This is a genomic window from Cupriavidus sp. 21MJTG02-4 (assembly GCF_057798975.1).
The window spans coordinates 242,305-263,677 of record NZ_JBYOJP010000009.1; the positions used below are offsets into that span (position 1 = coordinate 242,305).

Consider the following 21,373-nt stretch of genomic DNA (forward strand, 5'->3'; position numbering starts at 1 on the left):
GGGTTAATCGGGATTTTTTTAATCTCCTGATGCACTAAGCGTCGAGTGGTTGTTGCTGCGCTGGTTGTGCCCGGCAGCGCCAACCCTCATGCTTGGATCGCTCGACGCCGCTGTCGCCGGCGCTTACCCCGTCCAGCGCTACACTCTGCCACTACGCACACGGAGTCCAATCATGTCGAGCCTGCGCACGCTTTATCCTCCCATCGAACCCTATGCCACCGGCACGCTCGACGTCGGCGACGGCCATATCATCTACTACGAGCGCGTCGGCACGCCCGGGGGCAAGCCCGCCGTGTTCCTGCACGGCGGCCCCGGGGGCGGCATCAGCGCCGACCATCGCCGGCAGTTCGACCCCGCCCGCTACGATGTCCTGCTGTTCGACCAGCGCGGATGCGGCCGCTCCACGCCGCATGCGGGACTCGATGCGAATACCACATGGCATCTCGTCGACGATATCGAACGCCTGCGCGAACTCGCGGGCGTCGAGCGCTGGCTCGTGTTCGGCGGGTCCTGGGGTTCCACGTTGGCTCTCGCCTACGCGCAGAAGCATCCGCAACATGTGAGCGAGCTGGTGCTGCGCGGCGTCTATACCGTGTCGCAGGCCGAGCTGGACTGGTACTACCAGTTTGGCGTGTCCGAGATGTTCCCGGAGAAATGGGCGCGCTTCCAGGCCCCGGTCCCCGACGCGGAGCGCGGCAATATGATGGCGGCCTATCGCAAGCTGCTGACCGGCGACGACCGGGAAAAGCAACTGGAAGCAGCACGCGCCTGGAGCGTCTGGGAAGGCGAGACCATCACGCTGCTGCCCGATTCCGGCAACAGCGCCAAGCATGACGACGCGCATTTCGCGCTGGCCTTCGCGCGGCTCGAGAACCACTACTTCACGCACCGCGCGTGGCTGGACGATGGCCAGTTGTTGCGCGACGCGCACCGCCTGGCGGGCATCCCCGGCGTGATCGTGCATGGGCGCTACGACATGCCCTGCCCCGCGCGCTATGCCTTTGCCCTGCATCAGGCCTGGCCAGATGCGGACTTCCACCTGATCGAAGGCGCCGGGCACGCGTGGACCGAGCCCGGCATCCTGGACCAGCTGCTCCGCGCCACGGACCGCTTTGCGCAGCCGTGACGCGCGGCGTGGTCAAGCCGATTGCGGGCCTCTCAAACCGGACACGCGTCAGTCCCGGTCGGGCGCGCCCGGCGGAAACAGCTTGCGGTAAGGCCGCGCCTCGTCCACCGCGCGGGCAAAGGCCGGGCGTGCCAGCAAGCGGCTGCGGTAGGCGCGCACATTGGCCAGCGCGGGGTCGATCGGATGCACCCAGTCGGCATAGAACAGTGACGGCGCCGCGGCGCAATCGGCCAGACTGAACGCGCCGGCCGCGGCCCATTCGCGTCCATCAAGTGCCTTGTCCAGCCACGTATAGGCGGAGTCGAGCAGCTTCCTGGCGTCGGCCACCGTCACGGCACTGCGCTGCTCCGGCGCGCGGATGTAGTCGAGCACGATGCGCTGCATCGGCGTCATGACGTAGTGGTCGAAGAAGCGATCCATCATGCGGACGTCGAGCGCGGCGTCCGGGTCCTTGGGAATCCAGCGCACGAGGCCGCGATGATGGATGTCGAGGTATTCGATGATGATGCTCGACTCCATCACGCTGCGCCCGCCATCGACCAGCAAGGGCATGCGCTGCAGCGGCCAGAGCCTGGCGTGCTCGGCCAGGACGTCGGCGTGGTCCGGCGACAGCATGCGCCATTCGAACGGAATGTCGTTCTCGTACAGCGCGATCAGGACCTTCTGGCAGTACGAGGAAAACGGGTGCGCGTACAGCTGCATGGTTGCCTCCGGTGTGAAAGTTGCGCCAGCTTACTCCATCGCAACGCGCGAACAGTCACGCGCCCCGGCGCTCAGAACACCCCTAGCGCAAGACCGGCCGCGAGGCCGGCGCCCATCTCGGCGCAGCGCTCCAGCGCGTCGGCGTCGATCGCCTTGGGCGCCAGGATGCGCTCGGGCGTCTGTGCATGCGTGCAGACGATCAAACCCGGCGCCACGCTTTTCAGGCGCCAGCCGGTCGCGATGCGCTCAAGCTGGCGCAAGGCATTCTCTCCGTCGCTACCCGCGCAGATCATCGCCGCATAAGGACGGCCGTTGATGCGGTCGAGCGCGGCGTAGTAGCAGCGATCGAAGAAATCCTTCATCAGGCCGGACATCGCGGCCAGGTTCTCGGGCGTCGCGAACAGGTAGCCGTCGGCGGCCAGCACATCGTCCGGTCCTGCATCGGTGGCTCGCCGCAGGACGACCGTGACGCCCGCCTGCTGGCTCGCGGCATCCCCAGCGGCCCGGGCCATCTGTCCGGTGCCGCCGGTCATGGTGTGGTAGACGATCAGCAGGGTTTTCATTCGGGCACGCTCAGGCTCGCAACATTCCGGGGCGACTGTAGCATGCGCGTGCGCGCGGCCTATCGCTGCGCCAGGCGCTGCATCAAGCGCCCCAGCAGCGCCGCCCCGTCGCCGCGCCACGCGCTGCCATGCATGCACGCGAGCGTGGCGGGACACAGGTCGGCCAGGCGTTGCAGGTGCATGCCGGTGTCCGGGCTGTGCGCGTAGTAGTCCATCTGCAGGCGGAACGCTTCGCTCGATTCGAGGATGTCGGCTTCCGTGAGCGGCGGATTGGTATCGCCCGGTTGCGTGAACAGGTCACCGCACAGCAGCGTGCGCGTGGTTTCCTCGAAGGCCATCGAGCATTCCCAGCCGTGCGGCACGTGCGGCGTGGCCAGCCAGCGGATGCGGTGCGTGCCCAGGCTGATGACTTCCCCATCGGCCATCGCCCTGGCCGGCCGCGTGGCGATGTCGTTGATCGATACCATGGCGGCGATCTGACCGCACAGCGGCACGGCCTCCGGCGCCAGTGCCAGGAAGTCGTTGAGCGTGCCGCACTCGTCGGACTCGACGTGGGAGAAGCCGACATAGGCGAGCCGCGACACCGGCAGGATGCGTTCGATGGCTGCGCGGATCGGCCCGAACAACCTGCGCGGGCCGGTGTGGTAAAGCAAGGGCCGGTCATCCACCACCAGGTACTGGTTGAAGGAGAAGCCGCCCGGCATCTCCTGCGGCGGGACAGGCGTGGAGATGCGGTAGATGCCGTCCGCAATCTCGTCGACGGTGGTGGTGACGGGTCCGCTGGGTTCCATGTTCGCATCCTCTGCTTCTTCGACTGGTTTCGATATAGAAGGCTTGTATCCAAATAGCAAGCGGCCAGACGATGTCGGCGCCACATGGACCAGCCAGCCGTGACGCCGCACGCATAAGAAAGCATGGAGATATTCGTTAGCGCAGGGGAACGCTCGGGTTACGGTTGCGTGCTGGGGGCTGCTCCAGCCTCACGATCCACATGGCACGCATATCGATGACTGCATCCCGACGACAATTCCTTCGCTACGGCATGGCCGCCACCGCCGCCATCGCCACCGACACCGTGCGCATTGCGGCATTCCCGGGCGCCGGCTCGGCTCGCGCCCAGGGCCGCCCTTTGCTGAAGGCCGGCGACCAGAAAGGCGGCCTGCGCGCGCTGCTCGAATCCGCCGATGCGCTGCGCGGGCTGTCCTACGACATCCAGTGGACCGAGTTCCCTGCCGCCGCGCCGCTGGCGGAAGCACTCAATGCGGGCGCGGTCGACTGCGGCCCGATCGGCGATGCGCCGGCAATTTTCGCGCTGGCCGCCGGCACGCGCATCCGCCTGATCGGCGCCAACCGTTCCGATCCCTACGGCACTGCCATCCTGGTGCGGCCGGACTCCCCGCTCAAAAGCGCGGCGGATCTGAAGGGCAAGAGCATTGGCACCAACCGCGGCTCGATCGGCCATTTCGTCGCGCTCAAGGCGCTGGAATCCGCCGGGCTGCGGCCGGAAGACGCCAACATCCGCTTCCTGCCGCCAGCCGATGCCAAGCTGGCATTGACCAGCGGCTCCGTCGACGCGTGGTCCACCTGGGAACCCTATACCGCCATGGCGGAAACCAGCGGGCATGCGCGCGTGCTGGTGAGCGGGCGCGGGCTCTGGTCGGGCCTGAGCTACCTGGCCGCCACCGACACCGCGCTAGCGGCCCGTCGCGCCGTGCTGGCCGATTTCCTGCAACGCGTGGTGCGCGCGCAGGCCTGGTCCTACCAGCATGTGCCGGAATTCTCGGCGACGCTGGCGCGCATCATCGGCATTTCGCCGGAGGCCGCGCGCCTGCAATTCGAACGCCGGCACACGCAGTGGCAGAAGATCGACGATGCGCTGATTGCCGAGCAGCAGCGCACCGCCGATTTCTACCTGAAGGCCGGCCTGCTCAGGCAGCGGCTCGATGCGCGCACGACCTTCGATACGGGCTTCGCCGTCGCCTGAGGTCAGTAACCGTAGCTCACCGGCGCCTCATAGTAGCCGCGGGCTTGCGGGGCGCACGGCACGTAGCCGCCGACGTCGCCGCGATAGCAATAGCCCGGGGGCACGGCCGGCGCGGCATAGCGGGCCGGCGGCGCATAGGCGACCGGCGCCGGCGCGTAGGCGACGGGTGCGGGTGCATAGGCGACTGGCGCGGCCACGACCGGCGCGGAGGCAACCGCCGCACCGAATGCCAGGCCGACCAGCGCGCCAACGGCCAGCGCCACGCCGGCCTGCGAGCCGCCGCCATGGCGATAGCGGTCATGCGCCGACGCCGGTCCGGCGGCCAGCAAGGCCAGTGACACGGCGGCAGCGGAAGCGATACGGATTGCGGGGCGCATGGTTGACTCCTGTTCGGGTACTGATGTCGTGATGTCATCATGCACAAGAAACCCGCGCTCAGGTGTTTCGGCGGAGGCCTCCAGTTGTTAGCGTTGTAACGCGCGCTTCCCCTCGTAACGGACAATTACATGATTCCCGCTCCCGCACCGGCCATATGGGCCCGTGTGATCTGAACGCTTTCGTATAATCTCGGCTCGGCGTTCCGGATCTCCAGCCAGCCGGCCGCCCTGCTCCAGCCGGCTTGCCGCGCGCCAGACAGGCCCGACGGCAACCATGCGGCGTCTGCCCTGGTCTGCCCTGGTCTGCCCTGGTCTGCCCTGGTCTGCCCTGCTACGCCGGTCAATTTCGTGGAAGCGGCTTGCCCACTATGTGGCGTTGCTTCCTGTGTTCATCTTCCGCGCCCCCGGACCGTTCCGCATCCTCAGGCATTCGTTCCCCGCCATTTCGCCATCATTTCGGCGTGCAGGGACTTGCCCGAGCCTTCGCAGAGACTTTCGGGCGGCCACGTCCCAACGTGACTCGCCAATGCGCAGACTATCCTGGCTCGCCCTGAGCCTTGTGCTGACAGGACTGTTCCACCTGATGCCGGCCGCCATGGCCGCCGAGCCGGCCTCCGCCCCCGAAGCGGACCAGCCGCCGGCCCTGACGCACGCCGAAGCCATGGCCGAACTCAAGCGGCTGCAGACCGCGCAGGACCGCATCAAGCAGTCTGCTTCGAGCGTCAACGGCAATACGCGGCTCGGCGATATGGACGAGTCGCTGCACCAGCTCGCCGCCGACGTCGACAAGCTCACGGCCACGCTGACACCGCAGCGCGCGCAGCTGCAGGCCCAGCTCGACGTGCTGGGGCCGCCGCCCGCGCCCGGCACCACGCCCGAGACGACTGCGGTGGCCAGGCAGCGCGCCGAGCTGAATGCGCGCAAGGTCCAGCTCGACAACGCGCTCAAGCAGGCGACCGAGGGCAAGGAAAATATCGAGAACCTGAACGCCCAGCTCGCCAAGCTGCAGCGCGGCCGGATGAAGGACCAGCTCGCGCTGCGCTCGGAAAGCATCCTGAACCCCGAGTTCTGGGCGCCGCTGCTCAAGCCGTCCGACGACGACAGCGCGCGCATGGCGGCGTTCCGGGACGAGGTCGTGCCGCTGCTGCAGACCGCCTGGGAACCGGAGCACCGCGCGGCCACCGCCTTGCTGCTGGTGCTGGCGCTGGCCATCTGGACGCTGGGCCGGCGCCTGACCGAACGCGCCGCCGCGTGGTTCTGCCTGAACTGCCTGCCTGAACACCGGTTGCGGCGCAGCGCGCTGGCGCTGGCCACGGCACTCACCACCGTGGCAACGACCGCGCTGGCGGTGCAGTGCGTCTATATCGCTTTCACGCAACATTACGAGCCGCCGTCGGACCTGCAGGACCTGCTCAACGCGCTGGCCAGGCTCATGCTGACCAGCGCGCTGATCGCGGGGCTCGGCCGCGCGCTGCTGTGCACGCGCCACCCGTCGTGGCGGCTGCCGGCGCTGGCGGACCCGGTCGCGCTCGCGCTCAAGCCGTTCCCGCGCGCGCTGGCCGGGCTGTTGCTGGTGGCCGGCACGCTCGAGCTGCTGAACCATATCGCCGACACCAGCGTGCCGTTCACGCTGCTGGGCCGCGGGCTGGTGTCGCTGGTGGTGGTGTTCACGATCGGCGCCGCGCTGCTGCGCGCCAACCGCGTGCGCAGCGGCCTGGCCGCCGCCGGCGAGCGCGCCGAGGCGCGCGCCACGCTGGCGGGCATGATCCACGCCGGCGTCACGCTCGCGGTCATTGTCGCGCTGGTCGCGCTGCTGGCGGGCTACGTCAGCTTTGCCCGCTTCGTGACCTACGAGCTGGTGTGGTTCGACATCGTGCTGTGCACGCTGTACCTGCTCACGCAGCTCACGCGCGATACCTTCGAAAGCCTGCTTTCGCCGCAGCACGCCAGCGGCCGCGTGATCCGGCAACTGTTCGGCGTGGATGACAGCCGGCTGGAACAGACGTCGACGCTGCTGTCAGGCCTAGGCACGAGCGTGCTCACCATCATTGCCGTCATCGCGCTGCTGACCGGCGGCTTCGGCACCACGCCGGCCGAACTGCTCGACAGCCTGCTGACCGTGCTCGGCGGCGACAAGCTGCGCAGCTACAACATCATGCCCGAGCGCATCGTCAATGCGGTGATCGCACTGTCGGTCGGCATCTGGCTGCTGCGCTCGGTGCGGCGCTGGCTCGATGCGGAACTGCTGCCGCGCATGGTCATGGAGCCGGGCCTGCGCGCGTCGCTGGTCACGCTGTTCAGCAACGTCGGCTACGTGCTCATCGTGCTGCTGACGCTGTCGCTGCTCGGCGTGAAGTGGGAAAACCTGGCGTGGATCGTCAGCGCGCTGTCGGTGGGGATCGGCTTCGGCCTGCAGGAGATCGTCAAGAACTTCGTGTCGGGCCTGATCCTGCTGACCGAGCGCCCGGTGAAGGTCGGCGACATGGTCAGCATCGCCGGCGTGGAAGGCGACATCCGCCGCATCAACGTGCGCGCCACCGAGATCCAGCTTGGCGACCGCTCCACCGTGATCGTGCCCAATTCGCAGCTGATCTCGCAGAACGTGCGCAACGTGACCATGAGCAACAGCACGCAGGGCGTGGCCACGCTGCAGCTGACCTTCCCGCTGAACATCGACCCGGAAGCGGTGCGCGATCTGCTGCTGGATGCCTACCTGGACAACGAAACCATCCTGGACCATCCCGTGCCATCGGTCACGTTCAGCCAGCTTGCGCCCAACGGCATTACGCTGAGCGTGACCGGCTACGTGTCGAACCCGCGCATTGCCGGCGGCACCAAGAGCGACCTGCTGTTCGAGATCCTCAAGCGGCTGCGCGCCGCAGGCATTCCGCTGACCATGCCGCAGACGCTGCGCGTGGAGAACCTGCCGGGGATGACGGCGGAAGCGCTGTTGGCGGCGCCGTAGCGCCAGGCGGGCGCCTAACGGTAAGTCTGCAGGTAGGCCAGCAGATCGTCGATCTGCTGGTCATTGCCCATGCCCCAGAAGCGCATGCGCGTTCCCGGCACGACCTTGCCTGGAGATTTGACGAAGGCGCGCAGGGTATCGGCCGTCCACACCACGCCGGATGCCGTCATGGCCGGCGAATAGCGATAGTCAGCGGTGCTGCCGGCGCGCCGGCCGACGATGCCATTGAGTTGCGGGCCGAAGCCGCCGCGTGCGGAGGGGCCCACGCTGTGGCAGGACGCGCAACGGGTCGAGAACACTTCCTTGCCGGCCTGCGCATCGGCAGCGAAGACGGGATGGGAAAGGACAACAAAGGTCAGCGCCAGGACAAGGCGCGGTACAGCGTGATGCATCGGTCATGCTTGGAAATGGCCCTCGCGGGCAGCCCGGCATGATAGCGCAGCGCGAGCCACCGGACGCGGTGGCGCCGTGAGCCAGGAGGCGAATCGGCGCATGGCATGCGCGGCCCTCAAGTCATGCCCGGTTCCGGACGACAACCAGGAGGCGGGAATCCCGCACGCCTTGCATGCCGGGTGCCCGCATCCGTTCAATCCTTTTCAGGAACCGACCAACATGAGTATCTCCCTCGTCAGCGCTCTCGGCGCGGCGGACCCGGGCACAGATCCGGTGTCGCTGCTGATGCTGCGCAAATCGCTGGACCTGCAGGCCCAGAGCGTGACCGGCCTGCTGCAGGCAGCTACCGGTGCTGCCCCGGTGGCCAGCAACCCGCCCCACCTTGGCCAGAATATTGACGTGACGGCCTGAGCAGGGCGCGCTGCGCGCCTTGCGCGTGCAACGCCGCCAGCATGCCAGCGCCCCGCTTCGTGCGGGGCGTTTTGCCGATGTGGCAAGTGCATGCGTGGCGACCGCCCGATATCGGCCCACCATGGAAAAAGCCCCGTCTCTGCGCGCAGAGACGGGGCTTGTCGTGGCCAGGACTGCGCATCGATTGATCTCGATGCGCGGTGACCGGCGCGGCCGAACCTTACAGGTTCACGCCATCGGCCACTTCCTTGAAGTCTTCGATCTGGTCGAAGTTCATGTACTTGTAGATCTTGTCGCCATTCTGGTTGATGACGCCAATATCGGCCATGTACTCTTCCTTCGACGGGATCTTGCCCAGGCGCGAGCAGATCGCGGCCAGTTCGGCCGAGCCCAGGTACACGTTGGTGTTCTTGCCCAGGCGGTTCGGGAAGTTGCGGGTCGAGGTCGACATCACCGTCGCGCCTTCGCGCACCTGTGCCTGGTTACCCATGCACAGCGAGCAGCCCGGCATTTCGGTACGCGCGCCAGCCGTGCCGAACACGCCGTAGTGGCCTTCCTCGGTCAGCTGCTTCTGGTCCATCTTGGTCGGCGGGGCCACCCACAGCTTGACCGGGATGTCGCGCTTGCCTTCCAGCAGCTTGGACGCCGCGCGGAAGTGGCCGATGTTGGTCATGCAAGAACCGATGAACACTTCGTCGATCTTGGCGCCGGCAACTTCCGACAGCGTCTTCACGTCGTCCGGGTCGTTCGGGCAGGCCACGATCGGCTCGTGCACGTCGGCCAGGTCGATCTCGATCACGGCGGCGTATTCCGCGTCGGCATCCGGAGCCAGCAGTTCCGGCTTGGCCAGCCAGGCTTGCATGGCTTCGATGCGGCGCTGCAGGCTGCGCGGATCCTGGTAGCCCTGGGCGATCATCCACTTCAGCAGCGTGATGTTGCTGTTGATGTATTCGATGATCGGTTCCTTGTTCAGGCGCACCGTGCAACCGGCGGCCGAACGCTCGGCGGAGGCATCCGACAGTTCGAACGCTTGCTCGACCTTCAGGTCGGGCAGGCCTTCGATTTCCAGCACGCGGCCCGAGAAGATGTTCTGCTTGCCTTGCTTGGCCACGGTCAGCAGGCCTTGCTTGATGGCGTACAGCGGAATCGCGTTGACCAGGTCACGCAGGGTCACGCCCGGCTGCATCTTGCCCTTGAAGCGGACCAGCACCGATTCCGGCATGTCCAGCGGCATCACGCCGGTGGCGGCGGCAAAGGCGACCAGGCCCGAACCGGCCGGGAAGCTGATGCCGATCGGGAAGCGGGTGTGCGAGTCGCCGCCGGTGCCGACGGTGTCGGGCAGCAGCATGCGATTCAGCCACGAGTGGATCACGCCGTCGCCCGGGCGCAGCGAGATGCCGCCACGCGTGCTGATGAACTCGGGCAGCGTGTGGTGGGTCTTGACGTCGACCGGCTTCGGATACGCGGCGGTGTGGCAGAACGACTGCATCACCAGGTCGGCCGAGAAGCCCAGGCAAGCCAGGTCCTTCAGCTCGTCGCGGGTCATCGGGCCCGTGGTGTCCTGCGAGCCCACCGAGGTCATCTTCGGTTCGCAGTAGGTGCCCGGGCGGATGCCCTTGCCTTCCGGCAGGCCGCAGGCGCGGCCGACCATCTTCTGGGCCAGCGTGAAGCCCTTGCCGGTGTCGGCCGGGTTTTGCGGCAGGCGGAACAGCGTCGACGGGGCCAGGCCCAGCGCTTCACGCGCCTTGGCGGTCAGGCCACGGCCGACGATCAGCGGAATGCGGCCGCCGGCGCGCACTTCGTCGAACAGCACGTCGGACTTGACCTTGAACTCGGCGATCACTTCGCCGTTCTTCAGGGCCTTGCCTTCGTAGGGGCGCAGTTCGACCACGTCGCCCATTTCCATCTTCGACACGTCCAGCTCGATCGGCAGCGCGCCGGCGTCTTCCATGGTGTTGTAGAAGATCGGGGCAATCTTGCTGCCCAGGCATACGCCACCGAAGCGCTTGTTCGGGATGAAGGGGATGTCTTCACCGGTGAACCACAGCACCGAGTTGGTGGCGGACTTGCGCGAAGAACCGGTACCCACCACGTCGCCGACGTAGGCGACCAGGTGGCCCTTCTCGGCCAGCGACTGGATGAACTTGACCGGGCCGCGCTTGCCGTCTTCTTCCGGCTGGAACGCCGCGCCTTCGCGCTTGTTCTTCAGCATGGCCAGCGCGTGCAGCGGGATGTCCGGGCGCGTGGTGGCATCCGGGGCCGGCGACAGGTCGTCGGTATTGGTTTCGCCCGGCACCTTGAACACGGTGATGGTCAGGCTTTGCGGCACTTCCGGACGGCTCGTGAACCACTCGGCGTCGGCCCAGCTTTGCAGCACGGCCTTGGCATTGGCGTTGCCCTTGTCCGCCTTTTCCTTCACGTCATGGAAGGCATCGAACATCAGCAGGGTCTTCTTCAGTGCATCGGCGGCGACGGTGCCGACTTCGGCGTCGTCCAGCAGTGCGATCAGCGGCGAGATGTTGTAGCCGCCCAGCATCGTGCCCAGCAGCTCGGTCGCCTTGGCGCGGCTGATCAGGGCGCACTGTTCCTTGCCCAGCGCCACGGCGGCCAGGTACGAGGCCTTGACCTTGGCGGCGTCATCCACGCCGGCCGGCACGCGGTTCGTGATCAGGTCAACCAGCGTCTGCTCTTCACCGGCGGGCGGGTTCTTCAGCAGTTCGATCAGCTCGGCCGTCTGCTTGGCGGTCAGGGGCAGCGGGGGGATGCCGAGCGCAGCGCGTTCGGCGACATGGGCGCGATAGTTTTCAAGCATGGGAACCTGCTGAGTAATTGGTTGTAGAAATTCTGTGACGTCGCGATTGTAGTCTGAAGCATCGGCTCGGTCAAATGTCTTATATCTTATATAAGAGTGAAAATACAAAAAGCTTTCTACAACAATGGGTTACGAATAAATGATCGTCACAGGCCTGCATGAGCGACTACCCGACTAGTGTAGTAGGGAATGACGGCCGCGCCAGTCCGGCGATGCCGGCGGCCGGGAACGGCGACAAGTGGCAAGGCCGCCGCTCTGCGGCGGCAACTCAAGTTCCGCAACCAATACGCGTTAACCAAGCAGCAGGCGCGCTTCGCACGCCCGCTGGCGCAGCCATGCCTGCTCCCTTTCCGCTCAAACGGCCAAGCTGAAAGGGATTCCCCCTTTTTTTCGGCCCTTTGCTGGCCTGCGATTCCGCAAGAATGGCAGGCATTCCGATACAGGCTTCTCATGGCGAACACGGCTTCTCCTTCCCAGATTGGCGGCAACGCAAGCAAGCGCGGCCGCATGCTGCTGATTGGCGGCGGCGTGCTGGTCCTGGTTCTGGGCGCCGGAGGCTTCGTGCTGGGCAGCATCCTGGGCAACCGGCAACCGGCGGCAGCCGCCGCGCCGGCCGCGCCCGTGATTCCGCCGCCCATCTTCGTGCCGCTGGACGCCTTCACCGTCAACCTCAAGGGCGAAGACGGCGACCGCTTCCTGCATACCGGCCTGTCGCTGAAGGTGGCCGATGCCGACACGCAGGCGCGCATGACGCAGTACCTGCCCGAAGCCCGCAGCCGCATCCTGCTGCTGCTGTCCGCACGGCAGCCGGCAGAGCTCTCGACCGTGGAAGGCAAGCGCAAGCTGGCCGACGACATCCGCAATGCGATCAGCCAGCCGTTCGCGGCCGGACTGCCGCCGCAGCGCGTGCTGGACGTGTTGTTCACCTCGTTCGTGGTGCAGTAAGCGCTTGCCCTGCCCCGACCGCCAACCCGATATGAGACTGCCATCCGGATTCCAGCACAGCCCCGCACGCGCCCGCCTGCATGCAGGCCGCCATGCAGGCTGAGGCGGACATGGACAGTTCGATTTACACCGCAGCATAAGGGGCAGGACACCAGATGGCCTATGACAAGTTCCTCTCGCAGGACGAGGTAGACGAGCTGCTCAAGGGCGTGTCCGGCGAAGCCGACACGCCCAAGGCCAGCGAGCCCGTCGCCGCCGACGAAGGCGGGGTTCGGCCGTACAACCTGGCCACGCAGGAACGCGTCATCCGCGGACGCCTGCACACGCTCGAAATCATCAACGAGCGCTTTGCGCGCTCGCTGCGCACCGCGCTGTTCAACTTCATCCGCCGCGGCGCGGACATTACCGTGGGCAGCGTGCGCATCGAGAAGTTCGGCGATTTCGCGCGCAACCTGCCGATGCCGACCAACCTGAACCTGGTCCACATGAAGCCGCTGCGCGGCACGGCCCTGTTCGTGTACGACCCCAACCTGGTATTCCTGGTGGTCGACAACCTGTTCGGCGGCGACGGCCGCTTCCACACCCGCGTGGAAGGCCGCGACTTCACCCAGACCGAACAACGCATCATCCAGCGCATGCTGGAGATGACGCTGAGCAGCTACGGCAATGCCTGGCGCACCGTATATCCGATCGAGACCGAATATGTCCGCTCGGAAATGCACACCAAGTTTGCAAACGTCGCCACGGCCAACGAGGCCGTGATCACCACCGCCTTCCACATCGAACTCGGTGCCGTGGGCGGGCAGCTTCATGTCTGCCTGCCTTACGCCATGATCGAGCCGCTCAAGGACCTGCTGATGAATCCGCTGCAGGACGAGAAGGAGGTCGACAAGAGCTGGCTTGCGCAGTTGTCAACGCAACTGCGCGCCGCCGATGTGGAAGTCGTGGCCGAATTCACCCACGTGCAGAGCACCGTGGCAGAAGTCCTGGCGCTGCGCGCCGGCGACGTGCTGCCGATCGACCTGCCGGAGCACGTGTTCGGCAAGGTGAACGGCGTGCCCGTCATGCAATGCGGCTTCGGCACGATGAATGGCCAGTACGCGCTGCGGGTAGAGCGAATGATCAATCACCAAGACAGCGATTCCAACAAGGAAACCGATCATGACTGACGGCATCGAGGACAAGCCGGTCGATCCGATGGACGACTGGGCCAGCGCCCTGGCTGAACAGACCAGCGCCACAGCGGCCGAAGCCCCGGCCGCGGCCGCCACCCCGGCCGCCGCCACCGTCTTCCAGCCGCTGGCCAAGGAAGCGCCTAGCGGCTTCCACAACGATATCGAGATGATCCTCGATATCCCCGTACAGCTCACGGTCGAGCTTGGCCGCACCAAGGTGCCCATCAAGAACCTGCTGCAGCTTGCACAGGGATCGGTGGTGGAACTGGACGGGCTGGCCGGCGAGCCGATGGACGTGCTGGTCAACGGCTATCTGATCGCGCAGGGCGAAGTGGTGGTGGTGAACGACAAGTTCGGCATCCGCCTGACGGACATCATCACGCCGTCCGAACGCATCCGCAAGCTCAACAAATGAACGCCGTCGCCCGCCTGCGGCGTGCCGTCCTGCCGCTTGCGGCGATCGGCACGCCTGGCCTGGCAAGCGCCGCTGAAGGCGGTGCCCCCGCCATCAGCGGCGCCGGCAGCCTCGCGCAGGCCGGGCTCGGTCTGTTCGGCGTCATCGCGCTGATCCTCGGGCTGGCCTGGGCGGCGCGCCGCGCGGGCCTGGTTCGCCACGGACCGCAGGGCATGATGAAGGTGATCGGCAGCACCATGCTCGGCGCCCGCCAGCGGCTGGTGCTGGTCGAGGTCGGCGACACGTGGCTCGTGCTCGGCGTGAGCGCCGGCGAGATCCGCACCTTGCACAGCATGCCGGCGGGACCAGCCACGCCCTCGGCACCGTCCGCGCCCGGCGGCACGGTTTCCGGCGGCAGCTTTGCTGAAAAGCTGCTGCGCTCGATGCAGGAAAACTTCAAGCCATGAACACCCAGCGCACCGCCACGTCGCGGCGCAATTCGCATTCTCGGCATTTTCACGCGCTGACCGCGGGCGGCGCGCTGCTGCTGGCCGCGCTGGCGCTCGCCGCCATACCGGCCCCCGTGCTCGCCCAGGCGCTGCCCGGCGTGACCAGCAAGCCCGGTCCCGGCGGCGGCCAGATCTGGTCGCTGTCGATCCAGACCCTGGTCCTGCTGACTTCGCTGAGCTTCCTGCCGGCGGCCATGCTGATGATGACGGGCTTCACGCGCATCATCATCGTGCTGGGGCTGCTGCGCAACGCGCTCGGCACCGCATCGTCGCCGCCCAACCAGGTGCTGGTGGGCCTGTCGCTGTTCCTGACCTTCTTCGTGATGGGCCCGGTGCTGGACCGCGTCTACAACGACGCGTACAAGCCGCTGTCCGAGAACAAGATCAGCCTGGAGGCCGCGATCGCGAAGGCGGCCGATCCGCTCAAGGGTTTCATGCTCAAGCAAACCCGCGAGAAGGACCTGGCCATGTTCGCGCAGATGGCGAAGGCGCCGGAAATGCAGGGTCCTGAAGAGGTGCCCATGAGCATCCTGGTGCCGGCGTTCGTCACCAGCGAACTCAAGACCGCGTTCCAGATCGGTTTCACCATCTTCATCCCGTTCCTGATCATCGACCTGGTGGTCGCCAGCGTGCTGATGGCAATGGGCATGATGATGGTGCCGCCGGCCACCATCTCGCTGCCATTCAAGCTGATGCTGTTCGTGCTGGTGGACGGCTGGCAACTGCTGCTGGGCTCGCTGGCACAGAGCTTCATGAACTGACCCCGCACTGACTGCCCCCTGGCCATGACTCCGGAAACCGTAATGACCATCGCGACCCACGCGATGAAGATGACGCTGATGCTGGCGGCTCCGCCGCTGCTGGTGGCGCTTGCCGCCGGGCTGGTGGTGAGCCTGTTCCAGGCCGCCACCCAGATCAACGAAATGACCCTGACCTTCATCCCGAAGCTGGTGGCGCTGTTCGCCACGCTGGTCCTGGCCGGCCCGTGGATGATCAACACCATGGTCGACTACATGCGCGAAGTTCTCCAGGGCATTCCTGCCCTGGCGCACTGACCCCGCAGCCGCCCTCGCCTTCTGTCCATCTCTGCCGCAACCAGCGTCCTGCCGTGATCGAAGTTACCAACGCGCAGCTCTATGGCTGGATTGCGGCCTTCCTGTGGCCGCTGTTCCGGCTGCTCGCGCTGATCGGCACGGCGCCGCTGTTCGGGGAGTCCACCATTCCCGGCCGCGTCAAGATCGGTCTGGCCGCCCTCATCGCGATGGCGGTCTCGCCGACGCTGCCCAATCTGCCGGTCGTGCCGGTCTATTCGTGGGAAGGCCTGATCATCATCCTCAACGAGGTCGGCATCGGGCTGGCCACGGGCTTTACCATGCGGCTGGTGTTTGCCGTGGTGCAGCTCGCGGGTGAAATCATCGGGCTACAGATGGGCCTGGGCTTCGCGTCGTTCTTCGATCGCGCCGCGGGCGGGCAGACCATGGTGCTGTCGCGCTTCCTGAACATCATCGCCATGCTGCTGTTCCTGGCGCTGGACGGCCACTTGCTGATGCTGGGCACGCTGGTCGACAGTTTTCAGGGTCTGCCTATCGGCGCCACGCCGCTGGCTGCCGAAGGCTGGCACGCCGTGGCACGCGCCGGCGCCATGGTGTTCTCGTCCGGGCTGCTGCTGGCGCTGCCGATGATTGCCGCGCTGCTGACCCTGAACCTGGCCATGGGCATTCTCAACCGCGCCTCGCCGCAGCTGTCGATCTTCGCGGTGGGCTTCCCCGTCACGCTTTCCGGCGGCCTGCTGGTGCTGTCGCTGGTGATGCCGCAGATGGGCAGCTACATGCAGCACATGATCGAGTCGGGGCTGGCGGCGATCGGCACGGTGCTGGGGCAGTTCGCGCGATAGCGCGATAATGCGGGGACGCCCGCGCCTCGTCGCCATCACCTTCTCGAACGACGTTGCTGCCAGCCTTCCAGGTCTTGTCGTTCACTTTGCGCGCGGGCCCGTTCTGAGGGGGTCCGCACGGCATATCTGGGAGCCAAGCATCTCTTCTGATCGTTGCGGATCCGGCCGCCGCCAGCGAGACTTTCCCATGACTGAAAAAGGTTGGGGAAAGGCCTGAAGGCGGGCCATCCCCTCAACCGCAGGCCCTAGGACCCGACGCCGATGGCCGGGTCGCTGAAGCTATCCTTGCCGGTCTCCACGCGGCCGGCAAATCTCCGGACATAGGCGTCCCCCATGGTCACCGTGAAGTCATACCAGCCGTGCGAAGCATCGAGTGCCCAGTACGGTTCCATCTGCATGCCCGCATTGACGGTGTAGATCCATGGACCGTCGCTGCGGTAGGCATTGGGCGTGACGGTCAGCACCGCCGAGGACTTGCCGGCATTCGTGATGGTCAGATAGACAGCGGTGTTGCCGGGATCGTAAGAGACACGGACTTCCGGATCGGGGCCGTTGCGCAGATCGTTGAGGTCGCCCTTGAAATTTGGCGACCTGACCACGTGCTTCGATTTCCGGAATCCCAACCGCGCGATGCCGGCACTCTCGACGGCGCCGACACGTGCGCAGGCCGACGCCACATACAGTCAGCAGGTGGCGGCCGGCCGCGTGCCAGTGCCGGGCGCAGGCACCACGCCGCTGCCAACCCAACCGGCAGGCGTGCGGCCGTCGCGCGCGCTGCCATACCGGCTGCACACTCATGCCAATGCCGATCGGGCCAGTGGCAAGATCCGGCTCGCCTTCAGCAACACGGGTGCGCAAGGCGCGGTATTCCACGTGTACGACGAACTCAACCTGGACGCGTACCCGCGCCGCTTCACCGTCGAAGCCGGCAAGTCGATCTCAGATGCGTGGGACGCCATGGGCGGCAACGGCGGCAAGTACAGTCTGTGGGTACTCGGTCCCAATGGGTTCCACACCGCGCGGCGCCACGGACCGATGTTGGGCTCCCTGACGCCAAACCGCCGCTCAAGAAAGCGCAGCGTGGAAGTGTGATCGAACACCTGGGAATTGACCCACCCGCCAACGCTCCATGGCGATATCACCAGCATCGGCAGGCGCGTCGAGGCGCCGAACGGCTTGCCATCCGGTGCGCGCTTCTTGGCATCGCCCGGGGGCGGCGGCATGGTGTAGTACTCGTTCGAGATATCGACGGTGGACTTGCCGGCGTAAGTGCCATCGGTGTTCCGCCAGGGCGGCGCGGGCGGTGGAACATGGTCGAAGAAGCAGTCGTTCTCGTCGAAGTTGACGATCAATACCGTCTTGCTCCAGACGTCTGGCCTGGCGGTCAGCATATTCAGCAATGTCTGGATATACCAGGCGCCTTGCGGCGGCACCGACATGCTCGGATGCTCGCTGTAAGGGCCTGGTGCGACGATCCAGCTCACCTGCGGCAACGTGCCGGCGGCGATGTCGTCAGCCACCGCCTGCAAATATCCGCCGTCGGGCATCGTATTGCCAAAGCCCTTGTAGAGCGGCGATCGCGCCTCCAGGGCGGGCATGCAAGGTGCGTCAGGCGAACCCAGCGACTGCAGCTGTTCGTTGACGGCGCGATACCGGGCAAAGGCGACCAGCTGATTGTTGTTGCTGTTGTTGCCCGGCCGGTTGTACACCTTCCATCTGACACCGGCGGCCTGCAGCCGCTCGGGATAAGTGGTCCAGCCGAGCCCGTCTCCCGACGGCCCCAGCTTGCCCCAGTTGGCATTGGTCACGCACGCATGCCCCGCCACATTGGCTCCATTGGTACCGCTCCACAGGAACATCCGATTCGTGAAGGTGCCAGTATGGATGGACGTGTGGTACGCATCGCAGATCGTGAACGCGTTGGCCAGCGCCCAGTGGAACGAGAGATCGCTTTCCTTGAGATAGCCCATGCAAACACTGGTGTTCTTCGCTTTTGCCCATGCTGCCATGCGGCCACCATCCCAGGCAGCCTGCTGGTCGCCCCAGTCATGCGCGCCTCCAACGCGCAGCGCATTGCCCTTCGATGCATCCAGGTAATAAGGCTGCACGTTGCCCGCCGTACCCTGCTGGATCCACACTGGTTCGCCAGATGCCATCGGAATCGTGAAGCGGTCGCTGAATCCGCGCACGCCTGGCATGGTGCCGAAATAGTGGTCGAACGAGCGGTTCTCCTGCGTCAGGATGATCACGTGCTCGACGTCGTCGATGGTGCCCGTGACGTTGTTGGCCGGAATGGCCAGCGCCCGCTGGATCGCGGCGGGAAACGCGCCCAATGCGGCGCCGGCTGCCGCAGCGCGCAGGAAGTTTCGACGGTTGAAGCTGGTCATGGAAAGTTCGGTCTGGGGTGGTTCCGGGATACGGGAGGAGCCCCGCGCATGGAGTGACATGCATTGAGCGACGCGGCCGGATGCTGCCGTACGGTGATCCGCGTGAACCATGTGCGTCTGCTCGTTGTACTGACACTCCGCTCCCGGTACAGCGCTCGGCGTTGCGGGAAGTTTCGAAGACCGTGGCATCGCAGTCCAATCGCTTTTTCGGTTGGCACGCGCGCCAAAACCGATGGGTACGCGTCCACAACCCACCGCATCGGAAGCAGGTCAGAAAATAGCTAGGCCGCGCCTGAAGCATCGTTGCCTTGCTGCTCCAGCCACTCCAGGAATGCCCGCAGATGCAGCGGCTTGTCGGCATCGCGCGGGACCAGCGAATAGTAGGTATTGCCCGGCGCGCGGATGCCATAGAACGGCGTCGCGATGCGGCCAGTGGCAAGATCGGTTTCCAGCGTCGGAAAGGTGCCGATGGCAAAGCCCAGGCTGTCGACCACGGCCTGCAGCGTCACGAAAGCGCTGGACCAGCGCTTCGGCGAAGGCGCCACCCGGGTCCTGCTGCCGATCACGGATCCTTATGTCGCCCACCACGGCGCGCTCGGCTCGTACGCAACGGTCTATGTGCCCGCGGGACAGGACCTGGGTGCCGTGCGCCATGCGATCGAGGCACTGCCCGGGATCGAACTGGTGCTGGACAAGCAGGCCGCCGCGGACCGCTTCGAACTGCCGCAGGACCGCATTGGCGACCTGGTGGTCGTCAGCGAACGCCTGACCGTGCTGGGCACCACGCCGGCACGCCATGACCTGAGCGGGCTCGACGCACCGCTGCGCTCGCATGGCGGCCTGTCGGAGCAAGGTGCCGCTGCTGTTCAACCGCAAGGTAAACACGGATCCGGGACAGCGCCTGCGCAATTTCGACATCCTGCGCCTGGCCCTGAACCACGCCGACTGAGCGCGGCAACGAGGAAGGCCGCTGGCTCGCAGGGAGGGCGCGAGCAAGCTCAGGCGGCCTCCACTTGACTGGCGGCCTGCGGCCGTTCCTCTCACGGATGTCCGGCGTCGCCTTGCCGATCAGGGCACCGCGTGAAGGGAGCCCGGGCTAGAAAAGGCCAGATACGCCAGAGACCATCTGGACGCAACCGAATACGGCTACCACGCTGGCCGATATGCGCGAGAAGCCGCGCATCACCGAGGCAGACAACGCTTTTCGTAACGTGGCCGCCGCAGTGCTCAGGCAAAGCCACCAGACGGCAGAGCCGACAAATACCCCCCCGACCATCCGCGTGACTCCGGCCCAAGCCGGGACGTCGTGCGAGCCTGCTAGTGGCCCGAGCGCGGCAAAGATCCCGATAAACGACAGAACGGTCATAGGACTGGACAGCGTAAGGGCAAACGTCGTCAGGAAATCGCGAGCAACAGTTGAATGCGGCGCACGTTGAGAAAGCTCTGGGGCGGCGGGTGATTCCTTACACATGCCCCAAGCAAGCCAAACGAGAAACAGTCCACCGCCGATTTTGAGCGCCACGCTCAGCATCGGGAACGCCAAAGCCACACCAGCGATACCGAGCGCGCCCAGCAACCCGTAGATGCCATCCGCGCATGCTGCGCCGACACCCGTTGCGAAGCCGGAGCGAAAGCCACGCGTGAAACTGCGCTGGATGCATAACATCCCGATGGGGCCTACGGGCGCGGCAATGCAAAAACCGATCACCAAAGACTTAATGAACAACATGACCGTCGACCAGTTGGTTAATGTGGATGTGGCATCGTAGGTCGTTTGGGTTTATGCGCGAAGATGGATTCTAAGGAACAATTGAGTTCCGACCTTAAATCCTACGGAATCATGGACGAACTGGATTGGAAGCTGCTTGTCTTGCTACAGCACAACGGACGCATGAGCTATACCGAGCTGGGGCGTCAGATCCACCTCTCAGTGCCAGCGGTCACGGAGCGCGTCAAACGCCTGGAAGAAGCAGGGGTGATCGAAGGCTACTCCGCTAGGATCAATCCGGTAGCGGCTGGCTACGCGGTAAGCGCCCTGATTGGCATTACTGTGCCGCAACCTGCAAAGGCGAAGTTCCTGAGGTTGCTCGAGTCCATCCCCGAAGTGCTGGAATGTCATCACGTCACAGGTGCGGATTCCTATGTCATCAGGTTGGTCGCGGTAAGTTTGGCCGATCTTGAGCGGCTGATTGAACGGATCAACCTGTACGGCGAAACTCGCACGTCAATCATGATGTCGACACCGATTGCCGCTCGCGCTCTGCGACAGCCGCCGTCCAGGAAGCACAATTAAGCGACGGAGTCGGAGGAATGGTAGAAAGGGAAAGGGACGCACCAGCATCTGCACCGTTGATGTCCTCCCGCCTGCCGACTACTGAGCCGCGCAGCAGCCGAAGGCGATGATGCGATAACGCTCGCAGTGTCGGGCCACGGACAGTTTCGGGGCTGGTTCAATCATTGCCGGAGAGCCTGCAGGCGGACGCGCTCCACGCGGCAGGCAGCCGGGCAGTCTATGAAGCGAGTACCCGTACGAAATTCTTCGCACGCTACGATCAATATTCGCCCGTTAGGGCAAGCGACGCGTTTTTCTGCTTACTCTTTTGTCGCTCGGACAAAAGAGATGGAATGAACGCGCCCCGCTCCCCCTCGAACGACACGGGCAAAGTCCGTGGCACATCGAACGAAGCGTGACCGGCGGAAGGTGGGCCCTCCATCACGAAACGGCATCGATGTGCC

The 21,373-nt window shown here is 65.6% G+C and carries 23 protein-coding genes and 2 pseudogenes; 14 read left to right on the plus strand and 11 right to left on the minus strand.

Features of this window, described 5'->3' with window-relative positions:
- Window positions 1-172: 172 nt before the first annotated feature.
- Window positions 173-1,126: a prolyl aminopeptidase gene (pip, locus tag AC3FKH_RS19685; protein WP_488677493.1), complete on the plus strand. Its 954-nt coding sequence runs from the start codon at window positions 173-175 to the stop codon at window positions 1,124-1,126.
- Between the two features lie 48 nt (window positions 1,127-1,174).
- Here pip and AC3FKH_RS19690 read toward each other — a convergent pair whose 3' ends face one another.
- The 3 genes from AC3FKH_RS19690 to AC3FKH_RS19700 form a co-directional block, all read right to left on the minus strand.
- Complete coding sequence (locus AC3FKH_RS19690; RefSeq protein WP_488677494.1) at window positions 1,175-1,828, minus strand: glutathione S-transferase family protein; 654 nt, start codon at window positions 1,826-1,828, stop codon at window positions 1,175-1,177.
- A 71-nt stretch (window positions 1,829-1,899) separates the two neighbouring features.
- A complete protein-coding gene (locus AC3FKH_RS19695) occupies window positions 1,900-2,391 on the minus strand; it encodes a flavodoxin family protein (RefSeq protein WP_488677495.1) in 492 nt (163 codons plus the stop codon).
- A 59-nt stretch (window positions 2,392-2,450) separates the two neighbouring features.
- A complete protein-coding gene (locus AC3FKH_RS19700) occupies window positions 2,451-3,182 on the minus strand; it encodes an oxygen-binding di-iron domain-containing protein (protein ID WP_488677496.1) in 732 nt (243 codons plus the stop codon).
- Window positions 3,183-3,397: 215 nt separating this feature from the next.
- Between AC3FKH_RS19700 and AC3FKH_RS19705 the strand changes: the two genes are divergently transcribed.
- A complete protein-coding gene (locus tag AC3FKH_RS19705; RefSeq protein ID WP_488677497.1) occupies window positions 3,398-4,375 on the plus strand; it encodes an ABC transporter substrate-binding protein in 978 nt (325 codons plus the stop codon).
- A 2-nt stretch (window positions 4,376-4,377) separates the two neighbouring features.
- Here AC3FKH_RS19705 and AC3FKH_RS19710 read toward each other — a convergent pair whose 3' ends face one another.
- Window positions 4,378-4,752 carry a mechanosensitive ion channel protein MscS gene (locus AC3FKH_RS19710; RefSeq protein WP_488677498.1) on the minus strand — a complete coding sequence of 125 codons (375 nt, stop codon included), beginning with the start codon at window positions 4,750-4,752 and terminating at the stop codon, window positions 4,378-4,380.
- 526 nt (window positions 4,753-5,278) lie between these two features.
- Between AC3FKH_RS19710 and AC3FKH_RS19715 the strand changes: the two genes are divergently transcribed.
- Entirely contained in the window at window positions 5,279-7,717 is a 2,439-nt protein-coding gene (locus AC3FKH_RS19715; protein ID WP_488677499.1) for a DUF3772 domain-containing protein, read from the plus strand.
- Between the two features lie 14 nt (window positions 7,718-7,731).
- On the opposite strand, the gene AC3FKH_RS19720 is transcribed toward AC3FKH_RS19715, so the two are convergent.
- Window positions 7,732-8,109, minus strand: coding sequence for a c-type cytochrome (locus AC3FKH_RS19720; RefSeq protein ID WP_488677500.1), 378 nt, complete (start codon window positions 8,107-8,109; stop codon window positions 7,732-7,734).
- Window positions 8,110-8,329: 220 nt separating this feature from the next.
- Between AC3FKH_RS19720 and AC3FKH_RS19725 the strand changes: the two genes are divergently transcribed.
- A complete protein-coding gene (locus AC3FKH_RS19725; RefSeq protein ID WP_483732927.1) occupies window positions 8,330-8,521 on the plus strand; it encodes a YjfB family protein in 192 nt (63 codons plus the stop codon).
- Between the two features lie 220 nt (window positions 8,522-8,741).
- Here the strand turns inward: AC3FKH_RS19725 and acnB are convergent, their stop codons facing one another.
- On the minus strand, window positions 8,742-11,333 hold the full coding sequence (acnB, locus tag AC3FKH_RS19730) for a bifunctional aconitate hydratase 2/2-methylisocitrate dehydratase (protein WP_488677501.1): 2,592 nt from the start codon (window positions 11,331-11,333) through the stop codon (window positions 8,742-8,744).
- A gap of 450 nt (window positions 11,334-11,783) precedes the next feature.
- Between acnB and fliL the strand changes: the two genes are divergently transcribed.
- The 7 genes from fliL (at window position 11,784) to fliR (ending at window position 16,250) form a co-directional block, all read left to right on the plus strand.
- Window positions 11,784-12,278 (plus strand): flagellar basal body-associated protein FliL, encoded by a 495-nt coding sequence (gene fliL, locus AC3FKH_RS19735; protein ID WP_483732930.1) that lies wholly within the window; start codon window positions 11,784-11,786, stop codon window positions 12,276-12,278.
- 155 nt (window positions 12,279-12,433) lie between these two features.
- Window positions 12,434-13,447 (plus strand): flagellar motor switch protein FliM, encoded by a 1,014-nt coding sequence (gene fliM / locus AC3FKH_RS19740; protein WP_483712312.1) that lies wholly within the window; start codon window positions 12,434-12,436, stop codon window positions 13,445-13,447.
- Window positions 13,440-13,868, plus strand: coding sequence for a flagellar motor switch protein FliN (fliN, locus tag AC3FKH_RS19745; protein ID WP_488677502.1), 429 nt, complete (start codon window positions 13,440-13,442; stop codon window positions 13,866-13,868). The genes fliM and fliN overlap by 8 nt, the downstream gene beginning before the upstream one ends.
- Entirely contained in the window at window positions 13,865-14,314 is a 450-nt protein-coding gene (fliO, locus tag AC3FKH_RS19750; protein WP_488677503.1) for a flagellar biosynthetic protein FliO, read from the plus strand. Before fliN ends, fliO begins: the two co-directional genes overlap by 4 nt.
- The gene (gene fliP / locus AC3FKH_RS19755) at window positions 14,311-15,117 is read left to right on the plus strand and encodes a flagellar type III secretion system pore protein FliP (RefSeq protein ID WP_488677504.1); all 807 of its coding nucleotides are present in this window, start codon (window positions 14,311-14,313) and stop codon (window positions 15,115-15,117) included. The genes fliO and fliP overlap by 4 nt, the downstream gene beginning before the upstream one ends.
- A 24-nt stretch (window positions 15,118-15,141) precedes the next feature.
- Window positions 15,142-15,411 carry a flagellar biosynthesis protein FliQ gene (fliQ, locus tag AC3FKH_RS19760; protein WP_211947569.1) on the plus strand — a complete coding sequence of 90 codons (270 nt, stop codon included), beginning with the start codon at window positions 15,142-15,144 and terminating at the stop codon, window positions 15,409-15,411.
- A 53-nt stretch (window positions 15,412-15,464) separates the two neighbouring features.
- Window positions 15,465-16,250, plus strand: coding sequence for a flagellar biosynthetic protein FliR (gene fliR, locus AC3FKH_RS19765; protein ID WP_488677505.1), 786 nt, complete (start codon window positions 15,465-15,467; stop codon window positions 16,248-16,250).
- Between the two features lie 245 nt (window positions 16,251-16,495).
- Here fliR and AC3FKH_RS19770 read toward each other — a convergent pair whose 3' ends face one another.
- Window positions 16,496-16,849: a phospholipase domain-containing protein gene (locus AC3FKH_RS19770; RefSeq protein ID WP_488677506.1), complete on the minus strand. Its 354-nt coding sequence runs from the start codon at window positions 16,847-16,849 to the stop codon at window positions 16,496-16,498.
- Between the two features lie 31 nt (window positions 16,850-16,880).
- Between AC3FKH_RS19770 and AC3FKH_RS19775 the strand changes: the two genes are divergently transcribed.
- Window positions 16,881-17,342 (plus strand): phospholipase domain-containing protein, encoded by a 462-nt coding sequence (locus AC3FKH_RS19775; protein ID WP_488677523.1) that lies wholly within the window; start codon window positions 16,881-16,883, stop codon window positions 17,340-17,342.
- On the opposite strand, the pseudogene AC3FKH_RS19780 reads toward AC3FKH_RS19775, so the two are convergent.
- Both AC3FKH_RS19780 and AC3FKH_RS19785 read right to left on the minus strand, forming a co-directional pair.
- A pseudogene (locus AC3FKH_RS19780) lies at window positions 17,276-18,826 on the minus strand (phosphocholine-specific phospholipase C); the annotation flags it as partial. The gene AC3FKH_RS19775 and the pseudogene AC3FKH_RS19780 overlap by 67 nt on opposite strands.
- Window positions 18,827-18,918: 92 nt before the next feature.
- The gene (locus AC3FKH_RS19785; protein WP_488677507.1) at window positions 18,919-19,131 is read right to left on the minus strand and encodes a hypothetical protein; all 213 of its coding nucleotides are present in this window, start codon (window positions 19,129-19,131) and stop codon (window positions 18,919-18,921) included.
- Window positions 19,132-19,150: 19 nt separating this feature from the next.
- Here AC3FKH_RS19785 and AC3FKH_RS19790 point away from each other — a divergent pair.
- A pseudogene (locus tag AC3FKH_RS19790) lies at window positions 19,151-19,586 on the plus strand (alkaline phosphatase family protein); the annotation flags it as partial.
- 147 nt (window positions 19,587-19,733) lie between these two features.
- On the opposite strand, the gene AC3FKH_RS19795 reads toward AC3FKH_RS19790, so the two are convergent.
- Window positions 19,734-20,366, minus strand: a complete 633-nt coding sequence (locus AC3FKH_RS19795; RefSeq protein ID WP_488677508.1) for a LysE family translocator — start codon at window positions 20,364-20,366, stop codon at window positions 19,734-19,736.
- A gap of 111 nt (window positions 20,367-20,477) precedes the next feature.
- On the opposite strand from AC3FKH_RS19795, the gene AC3FKH_RS19800 reads away from it, so the two are divergent.
- Window positions 20,478-20,930 (plus strand): Lrp/AsnC family transcriptional regulator, encoded by a 453-nt coding sequence (locus AC3FKH_RS19800; protein WP_488677524.1) that lies wholly within the window; start codon window positions 20,478-20,480, stop codon window positions 20,928-20,930.
- A 259-nt stretch (window positions 20,931-21,189) separates the two neighbouring features.
- On the opposite strand, the gene AC3FKH_RS19805 is transcribed toward AC3FKH_RS19800, so the two are convergent.
- A partial coding sequence (locus AC3FKH_RS19805; RefSeq protein ID WP_488677509.1) for a hypothetical protein occupies window positions 21,190-21,373 on the minus strand: 184 nt, incomplete at its 5' end.

Excerpts from the sequence above, each read along its gene's own strand:
- pip (WP_488677493.1), top strand. The coding sequence starts at position 173 with ATGTCGAGCCTGCGCACGCTTTATCCTCCCATCGAACCCTATGCCACC.
- AC3FKH_RS19690 (WP_488677494.1), bottom strand. The coding sequence starts at position 1,828 with ATGCAGCTGTACGCGCACCCGTTTTCCTCGTACTGCCAGAAGGTCCTG.
- AC3FKH_RS19695 (WP_488677495.1), bottom strand. The coding sequence starts at position 2,391 with ATGAAAACCCTGCTGATCGTCTACCACACCATGACCGGCGGCACCGGA.
- AC3FKH_RS19700 (WP_488677496.1), bottom strand. The coding sequence starts at position 3,182 with ATGGAACCCAGCGGACCCGTCACCACCACCGTCGACGAGATTGCGGAC.
- AC3FKH_RS19705 (WP_488677497.1), top strand. The coding sequence starts at position 3,398 with ATGACTGCATCCCGACGACAATTCCTTCGCTACGGCATGGCCGCCACC.
- AC3FKH_RS19710 (WP_488677498.1), bottom strand. The coding sequence starts at position 4,752 with ATGCGCCCCGCAATCCGTATCGCTTCCGCTGCCGCCGTGTCACTGGCC.
- AC3FKH_RS19715 (WP_488677499.1), top strand. The coding sequence starts at position 5,279 with ATGCGCAGACTATCCTGGCTCGCCCTGAGCCTTGTGCTGACAGGACTG.
- AC3FKH_RS19720 (WP_488677500.1), bottom strand. The coding sequence starts at position 8,109 with ATGCATCACGCTGTACCGCGCCTTGTCCTGGCGCTGACCTTTGTTGTC.
- AC3FKH_RS19725 (WP_483732927.1), top strand. The coding sequence starts at position 8,330 with ATGAGTATCTCCCTCGTCAGCGCTCTCGGCGCGGCGGACCCGGGCACA.
- acnB (WP_488677501.1), bottom strand. The coding sequence starts at position 11,333 with ATGCTTGAAAACTATCGCGCCCATGTCGCCGAACGCGCTGCGCTCGGC.
- fliL (WP_483732930.1), top strand. The coding sequence starts at position 11,784 with ATGGCGAACACGGCTTCTCCTTCCCAGATTGGCGGCAACGCAAGCAAG.
- fliM (WP_483712312.1), top strand. The coding sequence starts at position 12,434 with ATGGCCTATGACAAGTTCCTCTCGCAGGACGAGGTAGACGAGCTGCTC.
- fliN (WP_488677502.1), top strand. The coding sequence starts at position 13,440 with ATGACTGACGGCATCGAGGACAAGCCGGTCGATCCGATGGACGACTGG.
- fliO (WP_488677503.1), top strand. The coding sequence starts at position 13,865 with ATGAACGCCGTCGCCCGCCTGCGGCGTGCCGTCCTGCCGCTTGCGGCG.
- fliP (WP_488677504.1), top strand. The coding sequence starts at position 14,311 with ATGAACACCCAGCGCACCGCCACGTCGCGGCGCAATTCGCATTCTCGG.
- fliQ (WP_211947569.1), top strand. The coding sequence starts at position 15,142 with ATGACTCCGGAAACCGTAATGACCATCGCGACCCACGCGATGAAGATG.
- AC3FKH_RS19775 (WP_488677523.1), top strand. The coding sequence starts at position 16,881 with ATGCCGGCACTCTCGACGGCGCCGACACGTGCGCAGGCCGACGCCACA.
- AC3FKH_RS19795 (WP_488677508.1), bottom strand. The coding sequence starts at position 20,366 with ATGTTGTTCATTAAGTCTTTGGTGATCGGTTTTTGCATTGCCGCGCCC.
- AC3FKH_RS19800 (WP_488677524.1), top strand. The coding sequence starts at position 20,478 with ATGGACGAACTGGATTGGAAGCTGCTTGTCTTGCTACAGCACAACGGA.